Here is a 21054-nt window from a genome sequence, read left to right on the forward strand (position 1 = left end):
TCCGAGTTTTTATTTTAATCATCATCGTGGTCGTGATGTTTACTTTTTTTATTTTTATGGTGTTTTCTGTTGCCTTCATCCTGATTGCCTTGGTCATATCGATAATGTTTTTTACGTTGTCCAGGTGCATACTTTTTAGCTGACTTGTCGCCATAGATTTTCTTGGCTTGTCCTGGCGGAAGGCTTCTATAATCGCCAGAGTTTTTGTTATAAACAATAATTTGCCCGTTTCTATAAACTCTACCATTTCTATCTCGGTAAACTTCACCTTGTCTGTAAATACCTCCATCTGGTGCACGATAAACTTTATCATTTTTTCCATACACAGAACCTGTTGAACATGATATTGCCAAAAAACCACCGACAAGACTTAGTCCCAAAAATTTAATCCATTTCATAACTTTCAATTTTACGTTCGTTTAAGTTTATTCAATATAAATGCCAAGATTGAAAATATCATTTTTAAACAATCAGAATTATTGAAGAAATTGTTCTGTGAAAGCTAATTTCAATAATAAAAAAACCACACATTCTAAATGTATGGTTCTATAAAAAGTTTAATATAAAAATTAACGCTGAGCAATGGTTACCGTAACGGGTAGATTATAACTCTCAGCAATCATATTTTTTTTCAGTTTCGAAGTATCAACTTTGTATAACAAATGTGTCAAAACATTTTCGATTTCTTTACTAACATTTTTGCAATCTCCTTCTGCATGTACATTGGCTAATTTTCCTTCTGGTGTCAAGCTAAAGCTAACATTCGAGTTAACAACACCTTCTTTAAAATCGGGGTTATTGAAATCAAAATTATCTTTTAATAAGTTTCTAAGTTCGCCAAAACCATCACCCGCTTTAACAAGAACACCTTGGATTTCGCCATTATGAGCCGTTTGTGCAGAGACATTCGATAAAAAACTTGTGAAGCCTAAAGTAAATATAGCAAGTGATAAAATTTTGATATTTGTTTTCATAATAGTTTGATTTTTAGATTAGTTCTATCATTTACAAATACAAAGTTACAACTTTTTAATATTCTGTTAATATTAAATTAACATTAAGCCTAAAATTTAATATTGTAAGAAAAAAATACCTTCTCAATAGAAAAGGTATTTGGTGTTAAATTATTAAAATTTTTGTTTAAAACTCTTTCTTCAAAAACTTACCTGTTAAGGATTTTTTAGATCTAATAATTTCTTCGGGCGTTCCTTTTGCGACGATGGTTCCGCCGTGTTTACCGCCTTCTGGACCAACATCAATAATATGATCGGCGAGTTTTATAACATCCATATTATGCTCAATAATAATAAACGAATTCCCTAATTCTACCAATTGATTAATGGCGTCCATCAAAACTTTAACATCTTCAAAATGAAGCCCCGTTGTAGGTTCATCCAAAATATAAAGCGTATTTCCTGTTTGTTTTTTGGAAAGTTCTGTCGCCAGTTTCACACGTTGTGCTTCTCCACCGCTCAAAGTGGTTGATTGTTGTCCAATGGTAATGTAGCCCAAGCCAACGTCTTGCAGTGTTTTTACTTTATTATAAATTTTGGGAATAGGCTGGAAAAACTCAACCGCTTCGTTAATCGTCATTTCCAAAACGTCAGAAATCGATTTTCCTTTGTAGCGAACTTCCAAAGTTTCTCTGTTAAAACGTTTGCCGTGGCAAGTTTCGCAATGTACATAAACGTCTGGAAGAAAATTCATTTCAATAACTTTAAGACCGCCACCTTGGCAAGTTTCGCAACGTCCACCTTTCACATTAAATGAGAAACGTCCCGCTTTGTAACCTCGGATTTTTGATTCGGGAAGTTCGGCAAAAAGATTCCGAATGTCGGTAAACATCCCTGTATAAGTTGCTGGATTCGAGCGCGGCGTACGACCAATCGGACTTTGGTCCACATCGACAATTTTATCAATATTGTCAATACCTTCAATACTTTTGTAAGGCAAAGGTTCTTGCACAGCTCTATAAAAATGACGATTAAGAATTGGATACAAAGTTCCGTTGATGAGCGAAGATTTTCCACTTCCCGAAATCCCAGTCACAACCACCAATTTCCCAAGAGGAACTTCTAAGGTTACATTTTTAAGATTATTTCCCGTTGCACCTTTCAAAACGATTGATTTCCCATTACCTTCTCTCCTGGTTTCAGGAATTTCAATTTTTCTTTTTCCTGTGATGTAATCTGCGGTAATCGTGTTGGCTTTGGTAATGTCTTTTGGGTTTCCTTGCCAAAGAATTTCTCCGCCAAATTTCCCTGCTCTCGGACCAATATCCAAAACATGATCGGCTTCCAAAATCATATCTTTATCATGCTCCACCACCAAAACTGAATTGCCTATATCACGCAGATTTTTAAGAGATTTTATTAATCTTTCGTTATCGCGCTGGTGCAAGCCGATACTTGGTTCGTCCAAAATATAAAGAACGTTAACAAGCTGCGATCCAATCTGCGTTGCCAAACGAATTCTTTGTGATTCGCCGCCAGATAAAGTTTTGGAACTACGGCTCAAACTTAAATAATCCAAACCAACATCCAATAAAAACTGAAGCCTTGTTTCTATTTCTTTTAAAATCTCGTGCGCAATGATTTTATTTTTCTCAGTGAATTTATCTTTAACTTCTGCCAACCAATCTTTAAGATCAATCAAAGACAAAGCATTGATTTCAGCAATATTTTTTCCATCGATTTTAAAACTCAAGCTAGAGGCTTGCAATCTCGCGCCTTTACAACTAGGACAAGTCTCCTCGGTTGTAAAGTTACGTTCCATAACAACCGCGTCATAGTTTTCCCGCTCTTCAACTAGCTCTTCAACAATTGCAACCAAACCATCAAAATTGATTTTTAGTTTTTTAGAAATGCCAGCGTGTTTTAGCTCTTTGTTAATCTCTTGATGCGCGCCATAATATATCATGTCCAAAGCTTCTTTGGGAATATCCTGAAAAGGAGTGGACATCGGCAAATCGAATTGTTCCAAAATCGTTTTGATCTGGGCAACAATCCATTTGTTATTCTTAATTTGTTCTAAAGGTAACAAAGCACCTTGATTAATTGACAATTTTGGATTCTCTACAAAATAATCGACATTCACTTTTTTGATAGTTCCCAATCCTTTACAAGTTGGGCAACTTCCTTTTGGCGAATTGAATGAGAAGGTATTAGGCTCTGGCAATGCTAAGGAATCTCCTGTTGCATCGTCCATTAAATTCTTACTAAAATACTGAACCTCGTCCTCGCCCATCTTCTGTATTGCGATAATACCTTCTCCCATTTCCATAGCGGTTTTCAGGGATTTTGGCATTCGTATCTCCGAAGCGTTTTCACCGATAATCCAACGGTCGATAACCACTTCTATATCGTGGGTTTTGTAACGATCAAGCTTTAGATCATATTCAATATCCTGAAGTTGACCATCAATCCTCGCTTGCGAATAACCTTTCTTTGCCAACTGAACAAAAAGCTCGTGATAGTGCCCTTTTCTGGAACGTATAACTGGCGAAAGCAACAATATTTTTTGACCTTTAAAATTTTCTTTAATGGTTTCTAAAATTTGATCTTCCGAATAACTTACTAGTTTTTTTCCTGACGTTTGAGAATACGCATCCGAAACTCTTGCAAACAAAAGACGCAGAAAGTCATACAATTCTGTAATCGTACCCACTGTAGAACGTGGATTTTTGTTGGTTGTTTTTTGTTCGATCGCAATAACTGGTGACAGTCCTTCGATTTTGTCAACATCAGGACGTTCTAAACCACCCAAAAACTGTCTCGCATACGCTGAAAAAGTTTCAATATAACGGCGTTGGCCTTCGGCAAAAATAGTATCGAACGCCAAAGATGATTTTCCACTACCCGAAAGTCCCGTAATAACAACTAATTCGTTGCGCGGAATTTTTACATTAATATCCTTAAGATTGTGCTCTCTAGCACCATAAACTTCTATAAATTCTTGCTCTGCCATAGATTTTGCAAAGGTACGAATAATCAAACCTTTAGACATCATTGCAACAAAAAAATCCCATAAGGTTTCTTAGTATAATTAAGATTTAGAATTAAATTTCATCCTAAAAATATCAGCAATTGAAAAGGATAAGAAAGAAACTCACTAAAATTCAATATCTTCAATTTAATAGTAACAAGCTTTGTTATATTTGTACTTACAGTGCTTATCTTTGTAACTTAAAATCTTATTGATAGAAACATGAAAAATATTTGGTTAAAAGTATTAACATTAGTCAGCATCACAACTTCTTTATACACTTATGCTTGGGGACTTACAGGTCATCGCATTATTGCGGAAATTGCAGAAAACAACCTCAACGGAAAAGCCCGTCGTGAAATAAAAAAAATAATGGGACAAGAGCGTCTCGCCTACTGGGCCAACTGGCCAGACTTTATCAAATCTGATAAAACAGGAAAATGGAAAGAAGCATCTACTTGGCATTATGTGAACATTGATCCGCAGACAGATTTTAAATCTTTTGAAGAACAACTAAAAGCTCAAGCAGGTCCCAATCTATATACGCAAATCCGCGTACTTTCCTCTCAAATAAAAGATGAAAAAACTTCTGAAAAAGATCGAAAAATCGCATTGATATTTTTGATTCATTTGGTGGGTGATCTTGCGCAGCCAATGCATACAGGACGCAAAGATGATCTTGGTGGCAACCGAATAAACGTGACTTATTTTGGGAGCAAAACCAATCTACATTCGGTTTGGGATGGGAAGTTGGTAGATTCTCAGAAATACAGCTATACTGAATATGCAAAGCTTCTGGACATTAAAACTAAAAATGAAGTAAAAGCTATACAAGCAGGAACACTAGAAGACTGGATGTATGATTCGCATAAAATTGCCAACGAAATTTACGCTGCAACACCTAATGACAGCAAGTTGGCCTACGATTATCAATATCAGTTCAATGAAGTGATGGAGCGTCAACTTTTGCATGGAGGTCTTCGTCTTGCCAAAATATTGAACGATATTTTCTAAATCCTATATAATCGGTTTAAATTAAAATTAAAACCAATGTCGTTGTAGTTATGAGAGCCTTGTTAGGGCTTTAAGTCCTAACAAGGCTTTTTCTTTTGAAGATGCAAAATAACAACGGATAATTGCTCTGCGCCCCGGATGGAACGGCATGTTGGAGCTCGAGCCGCAGGCGCGGGCATTAGCACAGGCGTGGCGCAGCGACTAGTGACAGCCGGAAATGGCGCCCAAATAAAAAGCCCTCAAAATAATTTGAAGGCTTTATATTTATTCTATAATAATGAGAATTAAATTTCTGTATTGATGTCCCAATTTTCTAGATAATCGTGAATATGTTTCAACATCATTCCTCCTAAAGAACCGTCCACAACGCGGTGATCGTATGAGTGCGACATGAACATCAGGTTACGAATTGCAATAACGTCGCCATCTGGCGTTTCTAGAACTGCTGGTTTTTTAACAATCGCACCAATTGCCAAAATAGCCACTTGTGGTTGTGGAATAATTGGTGTCCCCATAAGGTTGCCGAAGCTTCCTACGTTGGAAATGGTATATGTTGCACCTTGCGTATCTTCTGGTCTTAGTTTTTTGTTTCTTGCTCTAAAAGCCAAATCGTTGATTGCTTTTGCAAGTCCAGAAAGTGATAATTGATCTGCATTTTTGATTACGGGAACAATAAGATTACCATCTGGCAAAGCGGTCGCCATACCGATGTTGATATTTTTCTTTTTGATAATGTTGTCACCATTCACGGACACATTGATCATCGGGAAATCCTGAATTGCCTTAACTACAGCTTTTACAAAGATTGGCATGAAAGTCAATTTCTCACCTTCTCTTTTTTCGAAAGCTGATTTGTGTTTCGCTCTCCATCTTACCACATTCGTAACGTCTGTCTCAATAAATGATGTAACGTGTGGTGCAATATGTTTAGCTTTCACCATGTTCTCTGCGATAATTTTACGCATACGATCCATCGGGATAATCTCGTCACCTGCAGCAACAGAGATAGGGGTAGCCGGAGCCGTTGTAGCAACAGGTTTTGGAGTTTCAACAACTGCTGGCGTTGCAGCTAGAGTATTTCCTCTATTTTTAAGAAATTCTAAAATATCTTCTTTTGTAATTCTGCCTTCCAATCCAGAACCTGCAATAGTTTTAAGCTCTGCATCACTGATGTTTTCTTGATTAACGATAGATTTTACAAGTGGTGATAAAAACAAATCTGTAGAAATAGCAGCTGTCACATTAGTTGTCGTTACATGAGCTAATGGTTCTTCCAAAGTTTTAATAACTTCTGGCTCTGGTGTAGAAGCTGTCTGCGTAGAAGCAATATCAGAAGAAGCGTCAGCCTCTGTTTCTAAAATTGCAATAGCTTCACCAATTTTTGCAACCTCGTCTTTTTGTTTTAGAATTTTAACGATTTTTCCTGAAACAGGTGTCGGCACATCCGAGTCAACTTTATCAGTAGCAATTTCTACAACCGAATCATCTTCTTTGACCATGTCGCCTTCATTATATAACCAACTGATGATTGTAGCTTCCATAACACCTTCTCCCATAGAAGGTAATAACAACTTATATTCAGCCATTTTTACTTTTTTTGAATTTTTACAAAAATACATTTTTTTTTGATAGATACATAAGCTATTTTAAATTTATAATAAATTTTGCTTTTTTAAGTATTAAAGATATTTTTTGGGTTATTCGGGACTTAGCCTAAAGGTTTTAATTAAAAAAAGTATTTATAACTCAAAACAATTCAATTATCAAATTAACATTATAAATACAAATAATTATCAAAATAACAATTCAACATTCTTATTTATTGAATATAAATCCATTTATTTCCTAATAAGATTTTAAAATTATTAAAAAATAATGTAATTTTAGACCATTCAAAAATCAAATTATAAAATTCCTTATTTCTATATGAAAAATTCTTTATTAAAGCGTTCAATTGGGGTCGGAGCAATCTTCTTTATGACTGTTGTGAACGGACAAAGTACAGAAAACATTATCAGAGATTTCATTTCAACTGATGCAAGTTTTAAAGGGGTACAAAAACCAATGGATTTTAAAGTTGTAAACGAAGATAGTTCTTCTAGTTTAAAATCTAATGTTGTGGACGTACAACAAACAGTGAATGGTATTCCAATTTATCACTCTTTGGCTAAAGCGGTAATTAAAGACGGAAAAATGTGGTCATTCAAAAATAACTTTGATAAAAACCTAAATGTTTCCAAATATGTAAATGTTAACTCGGTAACTTCTGCTTTGGAGGCAGCTCTTAGCCATTTAGGCTTAACAAACACCAATTACAAACTTATACCGGACGGTACAACACTGGACAATCCTTCAGCAAATGATGTAGCTAATTTTGCTTACTATTACCAAAAAGATAACAAGTTGGTTCCATCTAGGTTATTCTTTATAGATGATGCTAAGAATAATGCATTTTGGCAAATCATGGTAAACCTTGAGAATAACGAGATTCTTGAAAAAAACAACATGGTTATTTCTTGTAACTTTCACGATGATGCATATGCCGCTACAGAAACCGAAGGACACGAGCATAGCCACTTTTTGCCAGCTTACGTAGAAAACCAAATCAATAAAGCTCACAAAGCTTCCACAGCAGCTGTGGCAAGTGCTTCATATAATGTTTTCCCATTTCCTATAGAAGCACCAACTTTTGGAACTAGATCCGTATTAACCGATCCTTGGGATATAGCCTCTTCTCCTTTAGGATGGCATGATACAGGCAACACTAACTTCACATATACAAGAGGAAATAATGTTTGGGCTTATTTTGATAATGCTGGCACCAACTCACCTCCAAATACCGATATGACAGAAGGTGGTTCTTCTTTAGACTTTAATTTCCCTTATGCAGAAGCTGCAGAAATTTCAGCCTATTCTAATAAGCACGCTGCAATTACCAACTTGTTCTACGCAAACAACATGATTCATGACATTTTCTACAAGTTTGGTTTTACAGAATCGGCTAAAAATTTCCAAATAAATAATTTTGATAAAGGCGGTAGAGGAAACGATGCTGTACGTGCCGAAGGTTTTGACGGTAGTGGTTATAATAACGCCAACTTCAACGCGGGCTACGAAACAGAAAGCTCTGTTGCTCTACCAAGAATGCAAATGTATCTATGGAAGTCTGGTACTTTAGGTTTAAAACAAAAATTATTCTACAATAGTCCAGCAGATGCTGTAACAAGACCAGGAGTAGCTGCAGGAGCCGCTAACTTTGGCAAACAACTATTCTCCATCCCCATAACAGGAGATCTTGTAATTCCAAGTGTTCAAAACGGATGCTCATCTATGTCCTCTATGGCTGGGAAAATTGCTTTCATACAATATTCACCAGGTGGTGCTGGGGAATGTACTCCTATCACCAAAGTTAGAAATGCACAAGCCGCAGGAGCAAAAGGAGCAGTTCTTCACAGAACCAATTCCAATACTCCAATCGATATGTCAGGAGTAGACAATAGCATTACAATGACTTCTATAATGCTAGGAAAAGACGAAGGCGACTATATCCTTTCTCAAATTAACAACGGAATAACTGTTAATGTTGACTTGAGAGATATGGGCAACGGCTATAAAAACTCAAGTTTTGATAATGGCGTTATTATACACGAGTACGGACACGGAATCTCTAACCGTTTAACAGGTAACAGTATGGGATGCCTTAACAACGCTGAACAAATGGGTGAAGGCTGGTCCGACTTCTTCGCGTTGATGTTAACCAACAAACCTGAATATACTGAAGCAACTGCTAGAGGTATTGCAACATATTCTTCGGGACAATCAACGACAGGACAAGGTATTAGAGGTAGAAAATATTCACCTGATTTTGCAGTTAACAACTACACATATAACAATATTAGAGGTGCTTTTTCACCGCACGATGTTGGTCAAGTATGGGCAACAATGCTTTGGGATCTTCACTGGAAAATGGCAGAAAAATATGGCTATGCGTCAGACATTGTAGCCAATCCTAACAGCGGTAGTGCAAAAGTTGTGCAGTTAGTAGTAGATGGTCTTAAATTACAACCTTGTTCTCCAGATTTCGTTTCTGGTAGAAATGCAATCTTAGAAGCCGATGCTCTAAAAGGCGGAGCTGACGAATGTATGATCTGGGAAGTTTTTGCAAAAAGAGGTCTTGGTGTTAACGCTAATGCTGGCTCTAACAACAGCGTAGAAGACCAAACAGAAGATTATAACATTCCTGAAAAATGTAAATTAGCAACATCAGAAGTTGGCAAAAACAAAGCCTATAATGTCTATCCAAACCCAGCAAAAGGAGAATTCTTTATCGCTGGAAAACCAACACTTAACCAAGGTTCGGTAAAAGTTGAAGTGTTGGATATTACTGGAAAAGTAATTAAATCTTTCGACAGAAAGAAAAACAGCGTGGAAACAGTATCAACTTCTAGCATGCCAAAAGGCGTATATGTAGTAAGTATTTCTGAAAACGGAAAAGTAATCCAAACTGATAAATTAATTGTGGAATAATTAATTTTTACACTTATAAATTTTAAAAAGTCCATTCTCTTGAATGGGCTTTTTGTTTTTTTGTTAATTTTTTGTTAGTTTTAATTTTCTTTTCTGAAAATTCCGTAATTTTGCGCTCGTAAAAATTCTGTATGCAAAACATTAGAAATATTGCGATTATCGCACACGTTGACCATGGTAAAACTACTTTGGTGGACAAAATTATCCATGCTACCAACATCTTTAGAGAAAACCAAGAATCAGGAGAACTGATTATGGACAACAACGATCTGGAAAGAGAGCGTGGAATCACCATTTTATCGAAAAACATTTCGGTAACCTACAAAGACACAAAAATCAACGTTATCGATACACCTGGTCACGCCGATTTCGGAGGTGAAGTAGAAAGAGTATTGAAAATGGCTGATGGTGTTATCTTATTAGTAGATGCTTTTGAAGGACCAATGCCACAAACAAGATTCGTACTTCAAAAAGCTCTAGAATTAGGCTTGAAACCTATCGTTCTTATTAATAAAGTTGATAAGCCAAACTGTCGTCCAGAAGAAGTTCATGACAAAGTATTCGATTTATTCTTTGCTTTAGATGCTACGGAAGAGCAATTGGATTTCCCAACATTCTACGGATCTTCAAAACAAGGTTGGTTCAACACCTCATTGGAGCCAGCAGATAGTATTTTACCAATTTTGGATGGTGTTTTACAATATGTTCCGGAACCAAAAACTATGGAAGGTAACTTGCAAATGCAAATCACTTCTTTAGATTTCTCTTCTTTCTTAGGAAGAATTGCTATCGGAAAAGTGACTAGAGGTTCAGTATCTGAAGGACAATGGATTGGTCTTGCTCAGGATGGTGGAAAAATTGTAAAAGGAAAAGTAAAAGAACTTTACGTTTTTGAAGGATTAGGAAAGAAAAAAGTAACTGAAGTAAAGGCTGGAGATATCTGTGCGGTTGTAGGTTTCGATGCATTCCAAATTGGAGATTCTTTCGTAGATCTGGAAAATCCAGAACCATTGGAAAGAACAGCGATTGATGAGCCAACGTTGAACATGACGTTCTCTATCAACAATTCACCTTTCTTTGGTAAAGATGGTAAATATGTTACTTCTAACCACCTTAAAGAAAGATTAACAAAAGAATTAGAGAAGAATTTAGCATTAAGAGTTCAACAAACGGATGATGCTAATACATTCTTAGTTTTCGGTAGAGGTATTCTTCACTTGTCAGTTCTTATTGAAACGATGAGAAGAGAAGGCTATGAAATGACAATTGGTCAGCCACAAGTTATCTTAAGAGAAATTGATGGTGTACAATGCGAGCCATACGAATCTTTGGTGGTAGATGTTCCTGAAGAATTTGCTTCAAGAGTTATCGATTTAGCAACTCAAAGAAAAGGTGACCTTCACATTATGGAAACTAAAGGTGAAATGCAACATATGGAATTCGAGATTCCTTCAAGAGGTCTTATCGGATTGCGTTCTCAAATGTTGACAGCAACTGCAGGTGAAGCTATCATGGCGCACCGTTTCACAGAATATAAGCCTTTTAAAGGTGCTATTCCAGGAAGAAACAATGGAGTGTTGGTAAGTAAAGGAACTGGTCCAGCAACTGAATATTCAATCAACAAACTACAAGATAGAGGCAAATTCTTCGTAGATCCAGGTGAAGAAATCTACACAGGGATGATTATCGGTGAGCAAAATAAACCAGGAGATTTGGTAGTAAACATCGTAGAAGCAAAACAATTGAACAACATGCGTGCTGCTGGTAAAGATAAAGATACTGGTGTTGCTCCAAAAATCTTATTCTCATTAGAAGAATGTATGGAATATATCCAAGCTGATGAAGCGATTGAGGTAACGCCAAACTTCATCCGTATGAGAAAGAAAATCTTATCTGAAGAAGATAGAAAAAGATTAGAAAGACAAGCGAAAGCTTAATAAATTCTTAATTATTATAAAAAGCCTCGATAATCGGGGCTTTTTTATTACTTTCAAACATTAAATTATTTCTAATGACATTTAAACGGGATTTTAGTCGATTCAAGACATTCTCTTTATTACTTCTAGCACTTTTACTTTATAATTGTGGCGGTCAAAAAAAACCAGTTACAACCACAAAGCCGACTACAACAAAACCTACAACGCCCAAACCACCTACTCCACCTAAATCTGACGATTACAAGGTAGAACTCCCTAAACTAAACAGAGAATTTCGTGGTGCATGGGTCGCTTCGGTAGCTAATATCAATTGGCCATCAAAAAATAACTTATCTACAGATCAACAAAAAACAGATGCTATCGCGTTATTGGACATGTTAAAGAACAATAATTTCAACGCGGTCATTTTACAAGTTCGTCCTTCTGGCGACGCATTATACGAAAGCCCACACGAGCCTTGGTCCTATTTCTTAACAGGTGAAACAGGAAAAAAACCATTTCCTTATTACGACCCATTAGAATTTTGGATTGAAGAAGCCCACAAAAGAGGCATGGAACTTCATGTTTGGCTAAATCCTTACCGCGCTCACCATTCCAATGGCGGTAAAGTTTCTAGCGCGTCTTTGGTCAACAAATATTCAGAATATACTTACAGATTAAAAAACGGTATGTATTGGTTTGATCCCGCAGCCAAAATCATTCAGGATCATGCATCAACAGTTGTAAAAGATTTGGTAAAGCGTTACAACTTGGATGGCGTTCATTTTGACGATTATTTCTATCCATACGCCACCTACAATGGCGGAGCAGATTTTCCAGATTCTAAAACTTGGAACCAATACAAAAATGCTGGCGGCCAACTTTCCAGATCAGATTGGCGTCGTGACAATGTGAACAAATTCGTAGAACGTATTTACAAAGAAATTAAAACAGAAAAGAATTATGTTAAATTCGGGATAAGTCCATTCGGAATTTGGAAACCTGGATATCCACAAGGCATCAAAGGTTCTTCACAATATGACGAATTGTATGCCGATGCTAAATTATGGCTAAATAAAGGCTGGATCGATTATTTCGCACCGCAATTGTATTGGCCTATTAATTCTACTGGACAGAGTTTTCCAAAGCTTTTAGAATGGTGGGAAAGTGAAAATACCATGAAAAGACATCTTTGGCCAGGACTTAACACCGTGGAAGTCAAAGCCTCTGACAAACCAACAGAAATTGTTAATCAAGTCCAAATAAGTCGTGAAATTCTTAAAGATAAAGCAGGCGAAATCCATTGGAGCATCGCTGGTTTAACAAAAAGTTACACGATGCAAAACGCTCTCAAAACGCAAGTTTATCAAGAGAAAGCTTTAATTCCCACAAGTCCTTGGTTAAAAATAACACCTTTGAAAAAACCAACTTTAGGCTACAAAAAAGACAACGGAAATACAACAGCATTTTGGTCCATAGAAGACAACACGAATGTTTTCCAATGGGTACTTTATACAAAATATGCCAATACTTGGAAAACAGAAATTCTAACATCGGACATCACATCACTTATTATTCCAAGCTCCAGAGATGGTAAAAATCTCAACACAATCGCCATACAAGCCATTGATAAACTGAGCAACGAAAGCGAATATAAAGCGCTAAAAATCAACTAAAATTTAAAGAAATAATTTAGATATCATTTCCTTCCTAATGAAAATGGGAAGGAAATGCTTGTTTTGGACTTTGTCTAAGGATGTTCAGTTTAAACCAAGATTTCAAAAAACCATAACCATAAGAAAACATTTGGACATAGGTTGCAATAATTGCCATTGCGGCGATATTAACGTTTTTCGTCACAAATAGAGCATGAAAAAACACAACGAAGGTGTAGATGCCATAAAGCGCTAACAACAGTCCATAACCCCAAACAAAGTAGTGGAAAAGTCCCATAACATAGCCGAGCAAAAATAATGTCGGAAACCAAAATGTCGGCTTCACATATTTTGGATGTCTTTGGTTAAGAATTGGACGCGCACAGCCGAATTGATACACCTGTTTTGAAAACTTACCAAGATCAGTCCTTCTTTTGTGATACACACCAATATTATCGAAAAAAGCCGTGGTGTATCCGTTTTCCCAAAGTGTCATCGAAAGATCTGGATCTTCACCAATTCGCATTTCAGAAAAGCCACCAACTTCTAAAAAAACTCCTTTGTTAACACCCATATTAAAACTGCGAGGTTGGAATTTTGAGACGGCTTTTTTACTCCCACGAATACCACCTGTTGTAAAAACAGAAGTCATAGAATACGATATTGCTTTTTGCATAATATTGAATCCTTTGTGCGCTTTATCAGCTCCACCAAAAGCATCGCAAGGCGTCGTTTCTAAATCTTTTTTGATGCTTTCAATATAATCATTTTCAACAATAACGTCTGAATCTACAAAAACCAACCAATCATTTTTAGCACGTTTGGCACCGTAATTCCGAGTCAATCCTGGACCTGAATTGCTTTTTTGGTAAAACGATATATTTAATTGATTTTCAAATAACTGAACTGTATGACTTAAATCTATTTTTGAACCATCATCAACAACTATTATTTCGAAATCTTTGTCGGTTTGTCGGCTTAAAGAATTCAATAATTCGAAGAGTTCATCTCTACGATTATAAATGGCTATGATGATAGAAATAGAGTTCAATGTTCTTTTATTTTAATTCTGAATGAGAGAAATTATTTATTGTCAAATTTAGCTTTTTTGGTGCCTTCATACATTTCATATTGTAAGAATCGCGTTTCTAATTTCCCATTAAACAATTTAACTTTTCGGGAAGGTCTTAGCCCAATTTTTTTAGAAGCTTCAAGGTCTGAAGTGATTAGCCAAGCCAAAGTGTTAGGATAATTTTGTTTAAAAGTATCTCCTATTTTTTTATAAAAATCTTCGACATCTATCGCGATACGCTCATTGTATGGTGGATTAAAAACCATCAATAACGGGAACAAATCTTTTTTAGAATCAAAGAAATTTTGCTTTCTAACTTCAATCACATCTTCCATTTCGGCAAACTCGATATTAGTTTTCGCAGCATCCAGAGCTTTAAGATCAATATCGTAACCGACAATTTTTCCCGTAAATTCTTTCACACGATTGATACGGAATTCTTTTATCGTTTTAAACAATTCGGCATCGTAGTTTTTCCAATTTTGAAACGCGAATTTCTTTCTAAAAATCTGCGCTGGAAGATCCATGGCAATCATGGCTGCTTCTATCAAAAGTGTGCCACTTCCGCACATGGGATCTAGGAAATTACCTTTGCCATCCCAACCTGCAATTTGCAAGAGTCCAGAAGCCAAAACTTCATTAATAGGCGCTTCGGTCTGGATTTGACGATAGCCTCTTTTGAAAAGTGGATCGCCAGAACTGTCAAGGCTGATGACTACCAATTCGCGGTCGATATGCAAATGGAATTTGATGTCTGGATTTTTGCTATCCACATTGGGACGAGCTTTGTATTTCATTTTAAAATAATCCACGATAGCGTCTTTCATTTTCAAAGTCATAAATTGGGAATGGCTAAAACGCTCCGAATTAACCGTTGCATCTATGACAAAACTTTGATCGATCGACATATACTCGTCCCACTGAACATCAAACAATCTGTCATAAAAACGATCTTCATTAAAAGCTTTAAAACTCTTTATAGGAACCAAAATCTTAAGCGCCGTTCGGCAAGAATAATTGATTTTGTATAAAAAACCAAGATCGCCTTCGCAGTTCACCGCTCTGTTTTTTATCTCAACATTGCGGCCTCCCAATTTTTTAAGTTCCTCAGCCAAAATAGGTTCCAGACCAAAGAAAGTTTTTATTTGTATTTGCAGATTATCTATATTCATGCTGCAAAATTAGGAATAATATGCTTAGAAATTTAATTCTTTATTTCTAGAAGTTATCTAATAGATATTTTGAATTAAATTTTAAAGAATTATTAAGATTTACTATGCCTAAAATGTCGTATTTTTGCGCTTATGCAATGGTTTGAATCTTGGTTTAATACACCCTATTATCATATACTCTACAAAGATAGAGATTACAACGAGGCAGAACATTTTATCAATCTGCTGATTAAGGATTTAGAAATGCCTCCTCATTCGCGAATCGTAGATTTGGCTTGTGGAAAAGGACGGCATTCAATTTACCTTAACAAAATGGATTATAATGTTTTGGGATTAGACTTGTCCGAACAGAGTATTCTTCACAACAAACAATTCGAAAACGAAACTTTGAATTTTGCCATTCATGATATGCGAGATCCAATGCGTGTGAGCGAGCCTGTTGATGCGGTTTTCAATCTGTTTACCAGTTTTGGTTATTTTGAAAACCCTGAGGATGATCTTAAAGTTTTCCAATCGGTTTATAATGCAATGAAGCCTGGCGGTTATTTTGTGCTGGACTTTCTTAATGAAGGATTTGTCAGAAATACTTTGGTGCCGCATGCGGTTGTTGAAAAAGAAGGCATTCAATTTAATATATCGAAAAGAATAGAAGACAATTTCGTTGTTAAAGACATTCATTTTCATGATGAAGGCACAGATTTTCATTTCTTCGAAAAAGTAAAATTGTCAACGCCACAACAGATTGAAGCTTACGCCAAACAAGTTGGTTTTGAGCGTGCTAAAGTCTGGGGCGATTACGAACTTAATGATTTTGATCCTGCCACATCTCCACGTTGCATCAATTTATTCGTAAAAAAATAATAGAATTATGATTGTTATTTTATTGATACTAAGTGTTTTATCGGGCGTTTTTCTAGGTAAATATTTTGGAAGTCAGCAGAAGTTTGCAAAAAATCTTTTGGTGATGAGTGCTGGGTTTCTGATAAGCATTTGTATCAATGAAGTTTTCCCCGAAATCTACGGTAGTGGCAATCATAACATTGGTATTTTTGTAATTGGCGGCGTTTTGCTTCAGATGCTTTTGGAAAGTTTAACCAAAGGTTTTGAGCATGGCCATTTTCATCACCATGCAGAAGATGAGCATATTTTACCTTTGGCGCTGATTATAGGATTGTTCGTTCATGCATTTATCGAAGGTATTCCGTTGGCTCAGGAGAAAGAAGTTTTATCACCTTATTTAACGGGAATTTTGTTTCATAATCTTCCGATTTCTTTTGTCTTGGGAAGCTTTTTGGCGAGAAGTAAAACCTTTTCTCCTAAGTTTTGGTTGGTTGTGGCGATTTTTGCAATGGCTTCTCCGCTGGGCATGTGGATCGGACATTATTTCAACCCAGAACACAAAATATATTTCTTAGCCGTTGTTGCCGGAATATTCTTACATATTTCTTCGGTTATTATTTTTGAAAGCAACAAGAATCACAAAATGGATTGGTCCAAAATTATTTTCGTGATTCTAGGTATCGGCCTAGCCATGCTGGGACATTTAACACACCATCATTAATCGTTTCTCTGTATTTTTTCTTGTAAAATTTTTGTAAATCAAATTTTAAATCCTGACAATCAAGCTTTTGACAATACAATTGATTTACTGGTTATTTACAAATTTATTTCCGAAAAAGCCTTTAGTTTTAACTCATAAATTTTGAGCATGAAAAAAATTCTAGCAGGCATCATTATTCTAAACACTTTGATGATGTGTCAAAAATCGGAAATTCAGAAAGTGCAAGATCACCTGAATTCCGCGGACAGTTTGATTAATAGTGTTAACGACCATCTTAAAAATATCGATTCGCTTTCCATTAACTTGGATTCGGTGAGCATTCCTCATATTATCAAAGAAAAAGAAAAGCTCGAAAAGGTTTTTGATGATTCTAAAAAATCAATTGACTCTTTAGGCAAAAACATCAAGGATTTTAATGAGAAATTAGAATCAAAAGACATCCAACAACAAATCGATTCTGTAAAGTCTAAAATAAAAAATGCTGACCAACTCAAAAAAGTTAAAGAACGAGTTAAAGTCATCTACAAAAATCGTCCAGAACAACAACCGACGCAAAATCTACCTAAACTAGATGCTTTAATTAAAAGTGCCCATTTGGAAATCAATGTGGAAAATCTGACCCAAACGCGTCAGGAACTAAATCATGAAATTGCGAAATTCGATGCCCGAATTCAGTCCGAAAATATCGTCAGCAATAACGAATTCCAGACGATGTATGTGGTAGCAAAAGTTCCGTTATCGAAATTTGATTATTTCGTAGATGCGGTTTCAAACAATCTGGGAACAATTAAAAATAAAAACATTGAAATAAAAGGCGAAGATTTTTCGTCCAACCAATTGTGTACTGTAGAACTTACGATTATAGAAACACAATCTGCCAAAAAAGAAAACGAAGCCAATCCTAATGCCAGTTTCTCTCAAAAAGCTATGGATGCGATAGGTAATGGCGGCAAAGTTTTGGGCGATATTTTTTTATTTCTTTTACCTTTTTGGCCTATATTCATCATTGCAGGCATAGGATTTTATTTTTACAAAAGACAACAAAAGAAAAAATCAAAAACATCGGAAAACACAGAATCCAACAAGCAAGATTTGAATTAAATTAAAGTCTAAAAACTTTGCAGATTGTAAAACTAAATAAGCATTAAAAATTTTAATTATATTTTAATTTAAAATTAAGATAACAAAGATTCAAAATATTTAGCTTTGTTTTATAAGCTTAATAATCATTCAGATTTTTAATGTTGTAAAATTTTTTCACTGAAACAAAAGGAGTTTGAAATTGTCAAACTCCTTTTTATATTAAATAATCGCTTCTCTTACACGCGTCAGTTTTTGTAACAAATCGTCTAGTTTGTCCAATCTTAGCATATTAGCACCATCGGACAAAGCTGTTTCTGGCGTCGGATGCGTTTCTATAAAAAGGCCGTCTGCTCCTACAGCAATTCCTGCTTTTGCGATCGTTTCGATAAGCTCTGGACGACCGCCCGTAACCCCCGAACTTTGGTTGGGTTGCTGTAACGAATGCGTGACATCCAAAATAACTGGTGCATATTGTTGCATCGTCGGAATACCGCGAAAATCAACTACCAAATCTGTGTATCCAAAAGAATTTCCTCTTTCGATGATTGCAACTTTTGGGTTGTTAGAATCTGTAATTTTTTGTACCGCAAACTGCATTGCTTCTGGTGACAAAAATTGTCCTTTTTTAAGACTCACACATTTTCCAGTTTGCGCTGCTGCCACCAAAAGGTCGGTCTGGCGCACCAAAAAAGCTGGAATCTGCAATACATCAACATATTGCGCCGCCAAAGCTGCATGGTCGTTCTCGTGGATATCTGTGGTTGTAGGGATGTCAAAAGTCTCGCCTACTTTCTTGAGGATTTCCAAAGATTTTTCTTCGCCAATTGTTGTGAAAGAATCTACTCTACTGCGGTTGGCTTTTTTAAAACTTCCTTTAAAAATATAGGGTATATTGTATTTATTCGTTAATTCAAGTACTTTTTCAGCAATGCGTAGCGCCATATCTTCGCCTTCGATAATACAAGGTCCCGCAATTAAAAAGAAGTTTTTAGAATCTTTGTGTTTGATATTTTCTAAATATTGTATCATGATATTATTTCAGTTTGTTAACTATTTTTTCGATCGTATTAAGATTACGACTGGTGAATTTATCTTTCAGATTTTTCATTCCTAAAACTTTGCCAAACTCAGAATTAAGCGTATTTCCTTTGGGGGTTTGCCAATAAAATACCGCATCGACCATTTTGGCAGATTCGTATTCTTTATTTCCTTTTTCTTCAAAATATTGTTGAAGCTTTTCCGCTGTATTTTTATCCGAAATAAAAACGTAATGATGACAATCCTCTTTGTCCTCAAAAGCTTTTTTCATCAATACATTTTCAATACTTTTAAAATCTCTGATAAAGAGAAAAGCTTCATAATTAAACGTTTTGGACATGGCTTCTTCCAAAATTGATTTTAAATCAGATTCATTCTTATCCGATTCGAACAAAATATTACCGCTAGCTAAAATGCTTTGCACACGGAACATTCCTGCTTTTGTAAAAACATCACAAACCTCTTTCATCTTCATGGAAGTTCCGTTGACATTAACACCTCGCAGAAATGCGCAATATTTTTTCATGCTATAAAATTACGGGATTCTTTCGTACAAATTGTAATCTCTCCCAGAAGGTTTTAGTTTATAAATTTTTTCTAAAATCGGATTGTCACTTTTAAGATGCTCTTTAATCCTAAACTCTTTCAATAATTTATAATGCGTTTTGTAATAATCCGCTTCTGATTCTTCAAAAATATCTTTGTAAGCTAAAATATATTTTGGTTGTCTGTTTTTAATGGTATTAAACCAATAATGTTTTTTGTCTTTCACAATTTCTGTCTGGACACCGCGGTCAACCAAACCTACTTCGTCTATGGTTTTGAGATGTGAAAAATACGGCACAAAACCAGCAGGTTCTAAGAAAATCCATTGGCTTTTGTCCTTTTCATGTTGGTCTAGAAAAATGCCGATGTTTCGTCTATAATTCCATTCGCCATTTCCCGTTGCGATAGAATGTATCGTTTGATAAGCCAGCATTGGTCCGACATAAAATAAAACTAAAAGTGCCAACCAAAGATTTCGTTTTGATTTTTGTTCTAAAACAAATACGATAATAACCGCAAAAAGTAAAATCTGTGGCACCCAATAATACCAATCAAAATAAGATTTTTGAGATATGAAAATAATCTGTTTAGCCCATGCAAACAAGAAAATAATCCACAAGAAAATATTGCGCGAATTCTTTTTAGTAACCAAGAAAATGAAAGCGCACAACTCAAACAACAATATCAAAATCGTGTATGGATTGAAAATCGTGGTCATCTTTAACATTCCCCAATAATTACCATAATTAATCAAAAAATATTTCCAGCTAAGGCTCGGTGTAAATTCTTTATCGTAAGCTATCTGTTTTGCTGTAATAGTATTGTTGACAATTTCTCCAAAATAAAACCAGTTGAACGCCAAAACGAGCCCAACGCCCAAAATACCACCTAGAATGTAGCGCCAATTAATTTTTTTGTTCCAAATAAGATCGACCAAAAAGACAATTCCTAAGAAAATGACAGTATCAATTCTCGTAAATAAAATTAAAGGCGGAAACACCAACAAAGCCCAATTTTTCTTTTGATAAAATCCATAATAAAGCAAAGCCATTTCCAGGAAAAACAGAATACCATATTCCATTCCGAGAATTGAAATCTTAATAGATGGCGGCAATATTCCAAAAAGAATAATGAAAACAGCGTGTTGCCAATAGTCTTTCAGAAGCATTTTTGACAAAAAACAACTTCCTATCGTAAATAATATAGAATTGAAAATGAGAATGGGATACATGAAGTAAGCCTTTCCAAATATCAAATTAAAAAAATAGGTAACAAATACATAAAGATGCGTGGTAGAGGAAGAAAGTTTTTCGTCACCATTGAAACCGATAACGCCGTAATCCAAAAGATTTTGGGCTACACGCCAAGTGATAAATGCATCTTCCTGAATATGATGCGTCAACAAAAACAAAAGCTTTATCAGCACAATTGCGATACAAGCATAGATAGGTAAATTTTTCTTCATCTGTGTATTTTAAAAACAGGT

The 21054-nt window shown here is 35.6% G+C and carries 16 protein-coding genes; 7 read left to right on the forward strand and 9 right to left on the reverse strand.

What is annotated here, in order from left to right:
• Positions 1 to 14 precede the first annotated feature (14 nt).
• The 3 genes from ACVFVN_RS11760 to uvrA all read right to left on the reverse strand — a co-directional run bounded on the left by ACVFVN_RS11760 (position 15) and on the right by uvrA (position 3966).
• The gene (locus ACVFVN_RS11760; RefSeq protein ID WP_185670512.1) at positions 15 to 398 is read right to left on the reverse strand and encodes a hypothetical protein; all 384 of its coding nucleotides are present in this window, start codon (positions 396 to 398) and stop codon (positions 15 to 17) included.
• Between the two features lie 171 nt (positions 399 to 569).
• Positions 570 to 974: a hypothetical protein gene (locus ACVFVN_RS11765; protein WP_456235397.1), complete on the reverse strand. Its 405-nt coding sequence runs from the start codon at positions 972 to 974 to the stop codon at positions 570 to 572.
• A gap of 166 nt (positions 975 to 1140) precedes the next feature.
• The gene (gene uvrA, locus ACVFVN_RS11770; protein WP_456235398.1) at positions 1141 to 3966 is read right to left on the reverse strand and encodes an excinuclease ABC subunit UvrA; all 2826 of its coding nucleotides are present in this window, start codon (positions 3964 to 3966) and stop codon (positions 1141 to 1143) included.
• Between the two features lie 240 nt (positions 3967 to 4206).
• Between uvrA and ACVFVN_RS11775 the strand changes: the two genes are divergently transcribed.
• Entirely contained in the window at positions 4207 to 4998 is a 792-nt protein-coding gene (locus ACVFVN_RS11775) for a S1/P1 nuclease (protein ID WP_456235399.1), read from the forward strand.
• Positions 4999 to 5282: 284 nt separating this feature from the next.
• Here ACVFVN_RS11775 and ACVFVN_RS11780 read toward each other — a convergent pair whose 3' ends face one another.
• Complete coding sequence (locus ACVFVN_RS11780) at positions 5283 to 6584, reverse strand: dihydrolipoamide acetyltransferase family protein (protein WP_456235400.1); 1302 nt, start codon at positions 6582 to 6584, stop codon at positions 5283 to 5285.
• Positions 6585 to 6924: 340 nt separating this feature from the next.
• On the opposite strand from ACVFVN_RS11780, the gene ACVFVN_RS11785 reads away from it, so the two are divergent.
• The 3 genes from ACVFVN_RS11785 to ACVFVN_RS11795 all read left to right on the forward strand — a co-directional run bounded on the left by ACVFVN_RS11785 (position 6925) and on the right by ACVFVN_RS11795 (position 13117).
• On the forward strand, positions 6925 to 9525 hold the full coding sequence (locus ACVFVN_RS11785; RefSeq protein WP_456235401.1) for a T9SS-dependent M36 family metallopeptidase: 2601 nt from the start codon (positions 6925 to 6927) through the stop codon (positions 9523 to 9525).
• 131 nt (positions 9526 to 9656) lie between these two features.
• Complete coding sequence (gene typA, locus ACVFVN_RS11790; protein WP_456235402.1) at positions 9657 to 11462, forward strand: translational GTPase TypA; 1806 nt, start codon at positions 9657 to 9659, stop codon at positions 11460 to 11462.
• Between the two features lie 74 nt (positions 11463 to 11536).
• Complete coding sequence (locus ACVFVN_RS11795) at positions 11537 to 13117, forward strand: glycoside hydrolase family 10 protein (RefSeq protein WP_456235403.1); 1581 nt, start codon at positions 11537 to 11539, stop codon at positions 13115 to 13117.
• A gap of 34 nt (positions 13118 to 13151) precedes the next feature.
• Here ACVFVN_RS11795 and ACVFVN_RS11800 read toward each other — a convergent pair whose 3' ends face one another.
• Positions 13152 to 14147 carry a glycosyltransferase gene (locus ACVFVN_RS11800; protein ID WP_456235404.1) on the reverse strand — a complete coding sequence of 332 codons (996 nt, stop codon included), beginning with the start codon at positions 14145 to 14147 and terminating at the stop codon, positions 13152 to 13154.
• Positions 14148 to 14179: 32 nt separating this feature from the next.
• Complete coding sequence (locus ACVFVN_RS11805; protein WP_456235405.1) at positions 14180 to 15340, reverse strand: THUMP domain-containing class I SAM-dependent RNA methyltransferase; 1161 nt, start codon at positions 15338 to 15340, stop codon at positions 14180 to 14182.
• A 132-nt stretch (positions 15341 to 15472) separates the two neighbouring features.
• Here ACVFVN_RS11805 and ACVFVN_RS11810 point away from each other — a divergent pair, with 132 nt between their 5' ends.
• The 3 genes from ACVFVN_RS11810 to ACVFVN_RS11820 all read left to right on the forward strand — a co-directional run bounded on the left by ACVFVN_RS11810 (position 15473) and on the right by ACVFVN_RS11820 (position 18002).
• Positions 15473 to 16201 carry a class I SAM-dependent DNA methyltransferase gene (locus ACVFVN_RS11810; RefSeq protein WP_456235406.1) on the forward strand — a complete coding sequence of 243 codons (729 nt, stop codon included), beginning with the start codon at positions 15473 to 15475 and terminating at the stop codon, positions 16199 to 16201.
• 7 nt (positions 16202 to 16208) lie between these two features.
• Positions 16209 to 16901, forward strand: coding sequence for a ZIP family metal transporter (locus ACVFVN_RS11815; protein WP_165130634.1), 693 nt, complete (start codon positions 16209 to 16211; stop codon positions 16899 to 16901).
• 147 nt (positions 16902 to 17048) lie between these two features.
• On the forward strand, positions 17049 to 18002 hold the full coding sequence (locus tag ACVFVN_RS11820; RefSeq protein ID WP_456235407.1) for a DUF4349 domain-containing protein: 954 nt from the start codon (positions 17049 to 17051) through the stop codon (positions 18000 to 18002).
• 201 nt (positions 18003 to 18203) lie between these two features.
• On the opposite strand, the gene kdsA is transcribed toward ACVFVN_RS11820, so the two are convergent.
• Genes kdsA through ACVFVN_RS11835 form a run of 3 tightly spaced genes read right to left on the reverse strand, consistent with a single transcriptional unit; the run spans position 18204 to position 21033 of the window.
• The gene (kdsA, locus tag ACVFVN_RS11825) at positions 18204 to 19013 is read right to left on the reverse strand and encodes a 3-deoxy-8-phosphooctulonate synthase (protein ID WP_456235408.1); all 810 of its coding nucleotides are present in this window, start codon (positions 19011 to 19013) and stop codon (positions 18204 to 18206) included.
• Positions 19014 to 19017: 4 nt separating this feature from the next.
• Positions 19018 to 19548 (reverse strand): DUF1697 domain-containing protein, encoded by a 531-nt coding sequence (locus ACVFVN_RS11830; protein WP_456235409.1) that lies wholly within the window; start codon positions 19546 to 19548, stop codon positions 19018 to 19020.
• A gap of 9 nt (positions 19549 to 19557) precedes the next feature.
• Positions 19558 to 21033, reverse strand: coding sequence for a hypothetical protein (locus tag ACVFVN_RS11835; protein ID WP_456235410.1), 1476 nt, complete (start codon positions 21031 to 21033; stop codon positions 19558 to 19560).
• Positions 21034 to 21054 lie beyond the last annotated feature (21 nt).

The organism is Soonwooa purpurea, assembly GCF_053891095.1.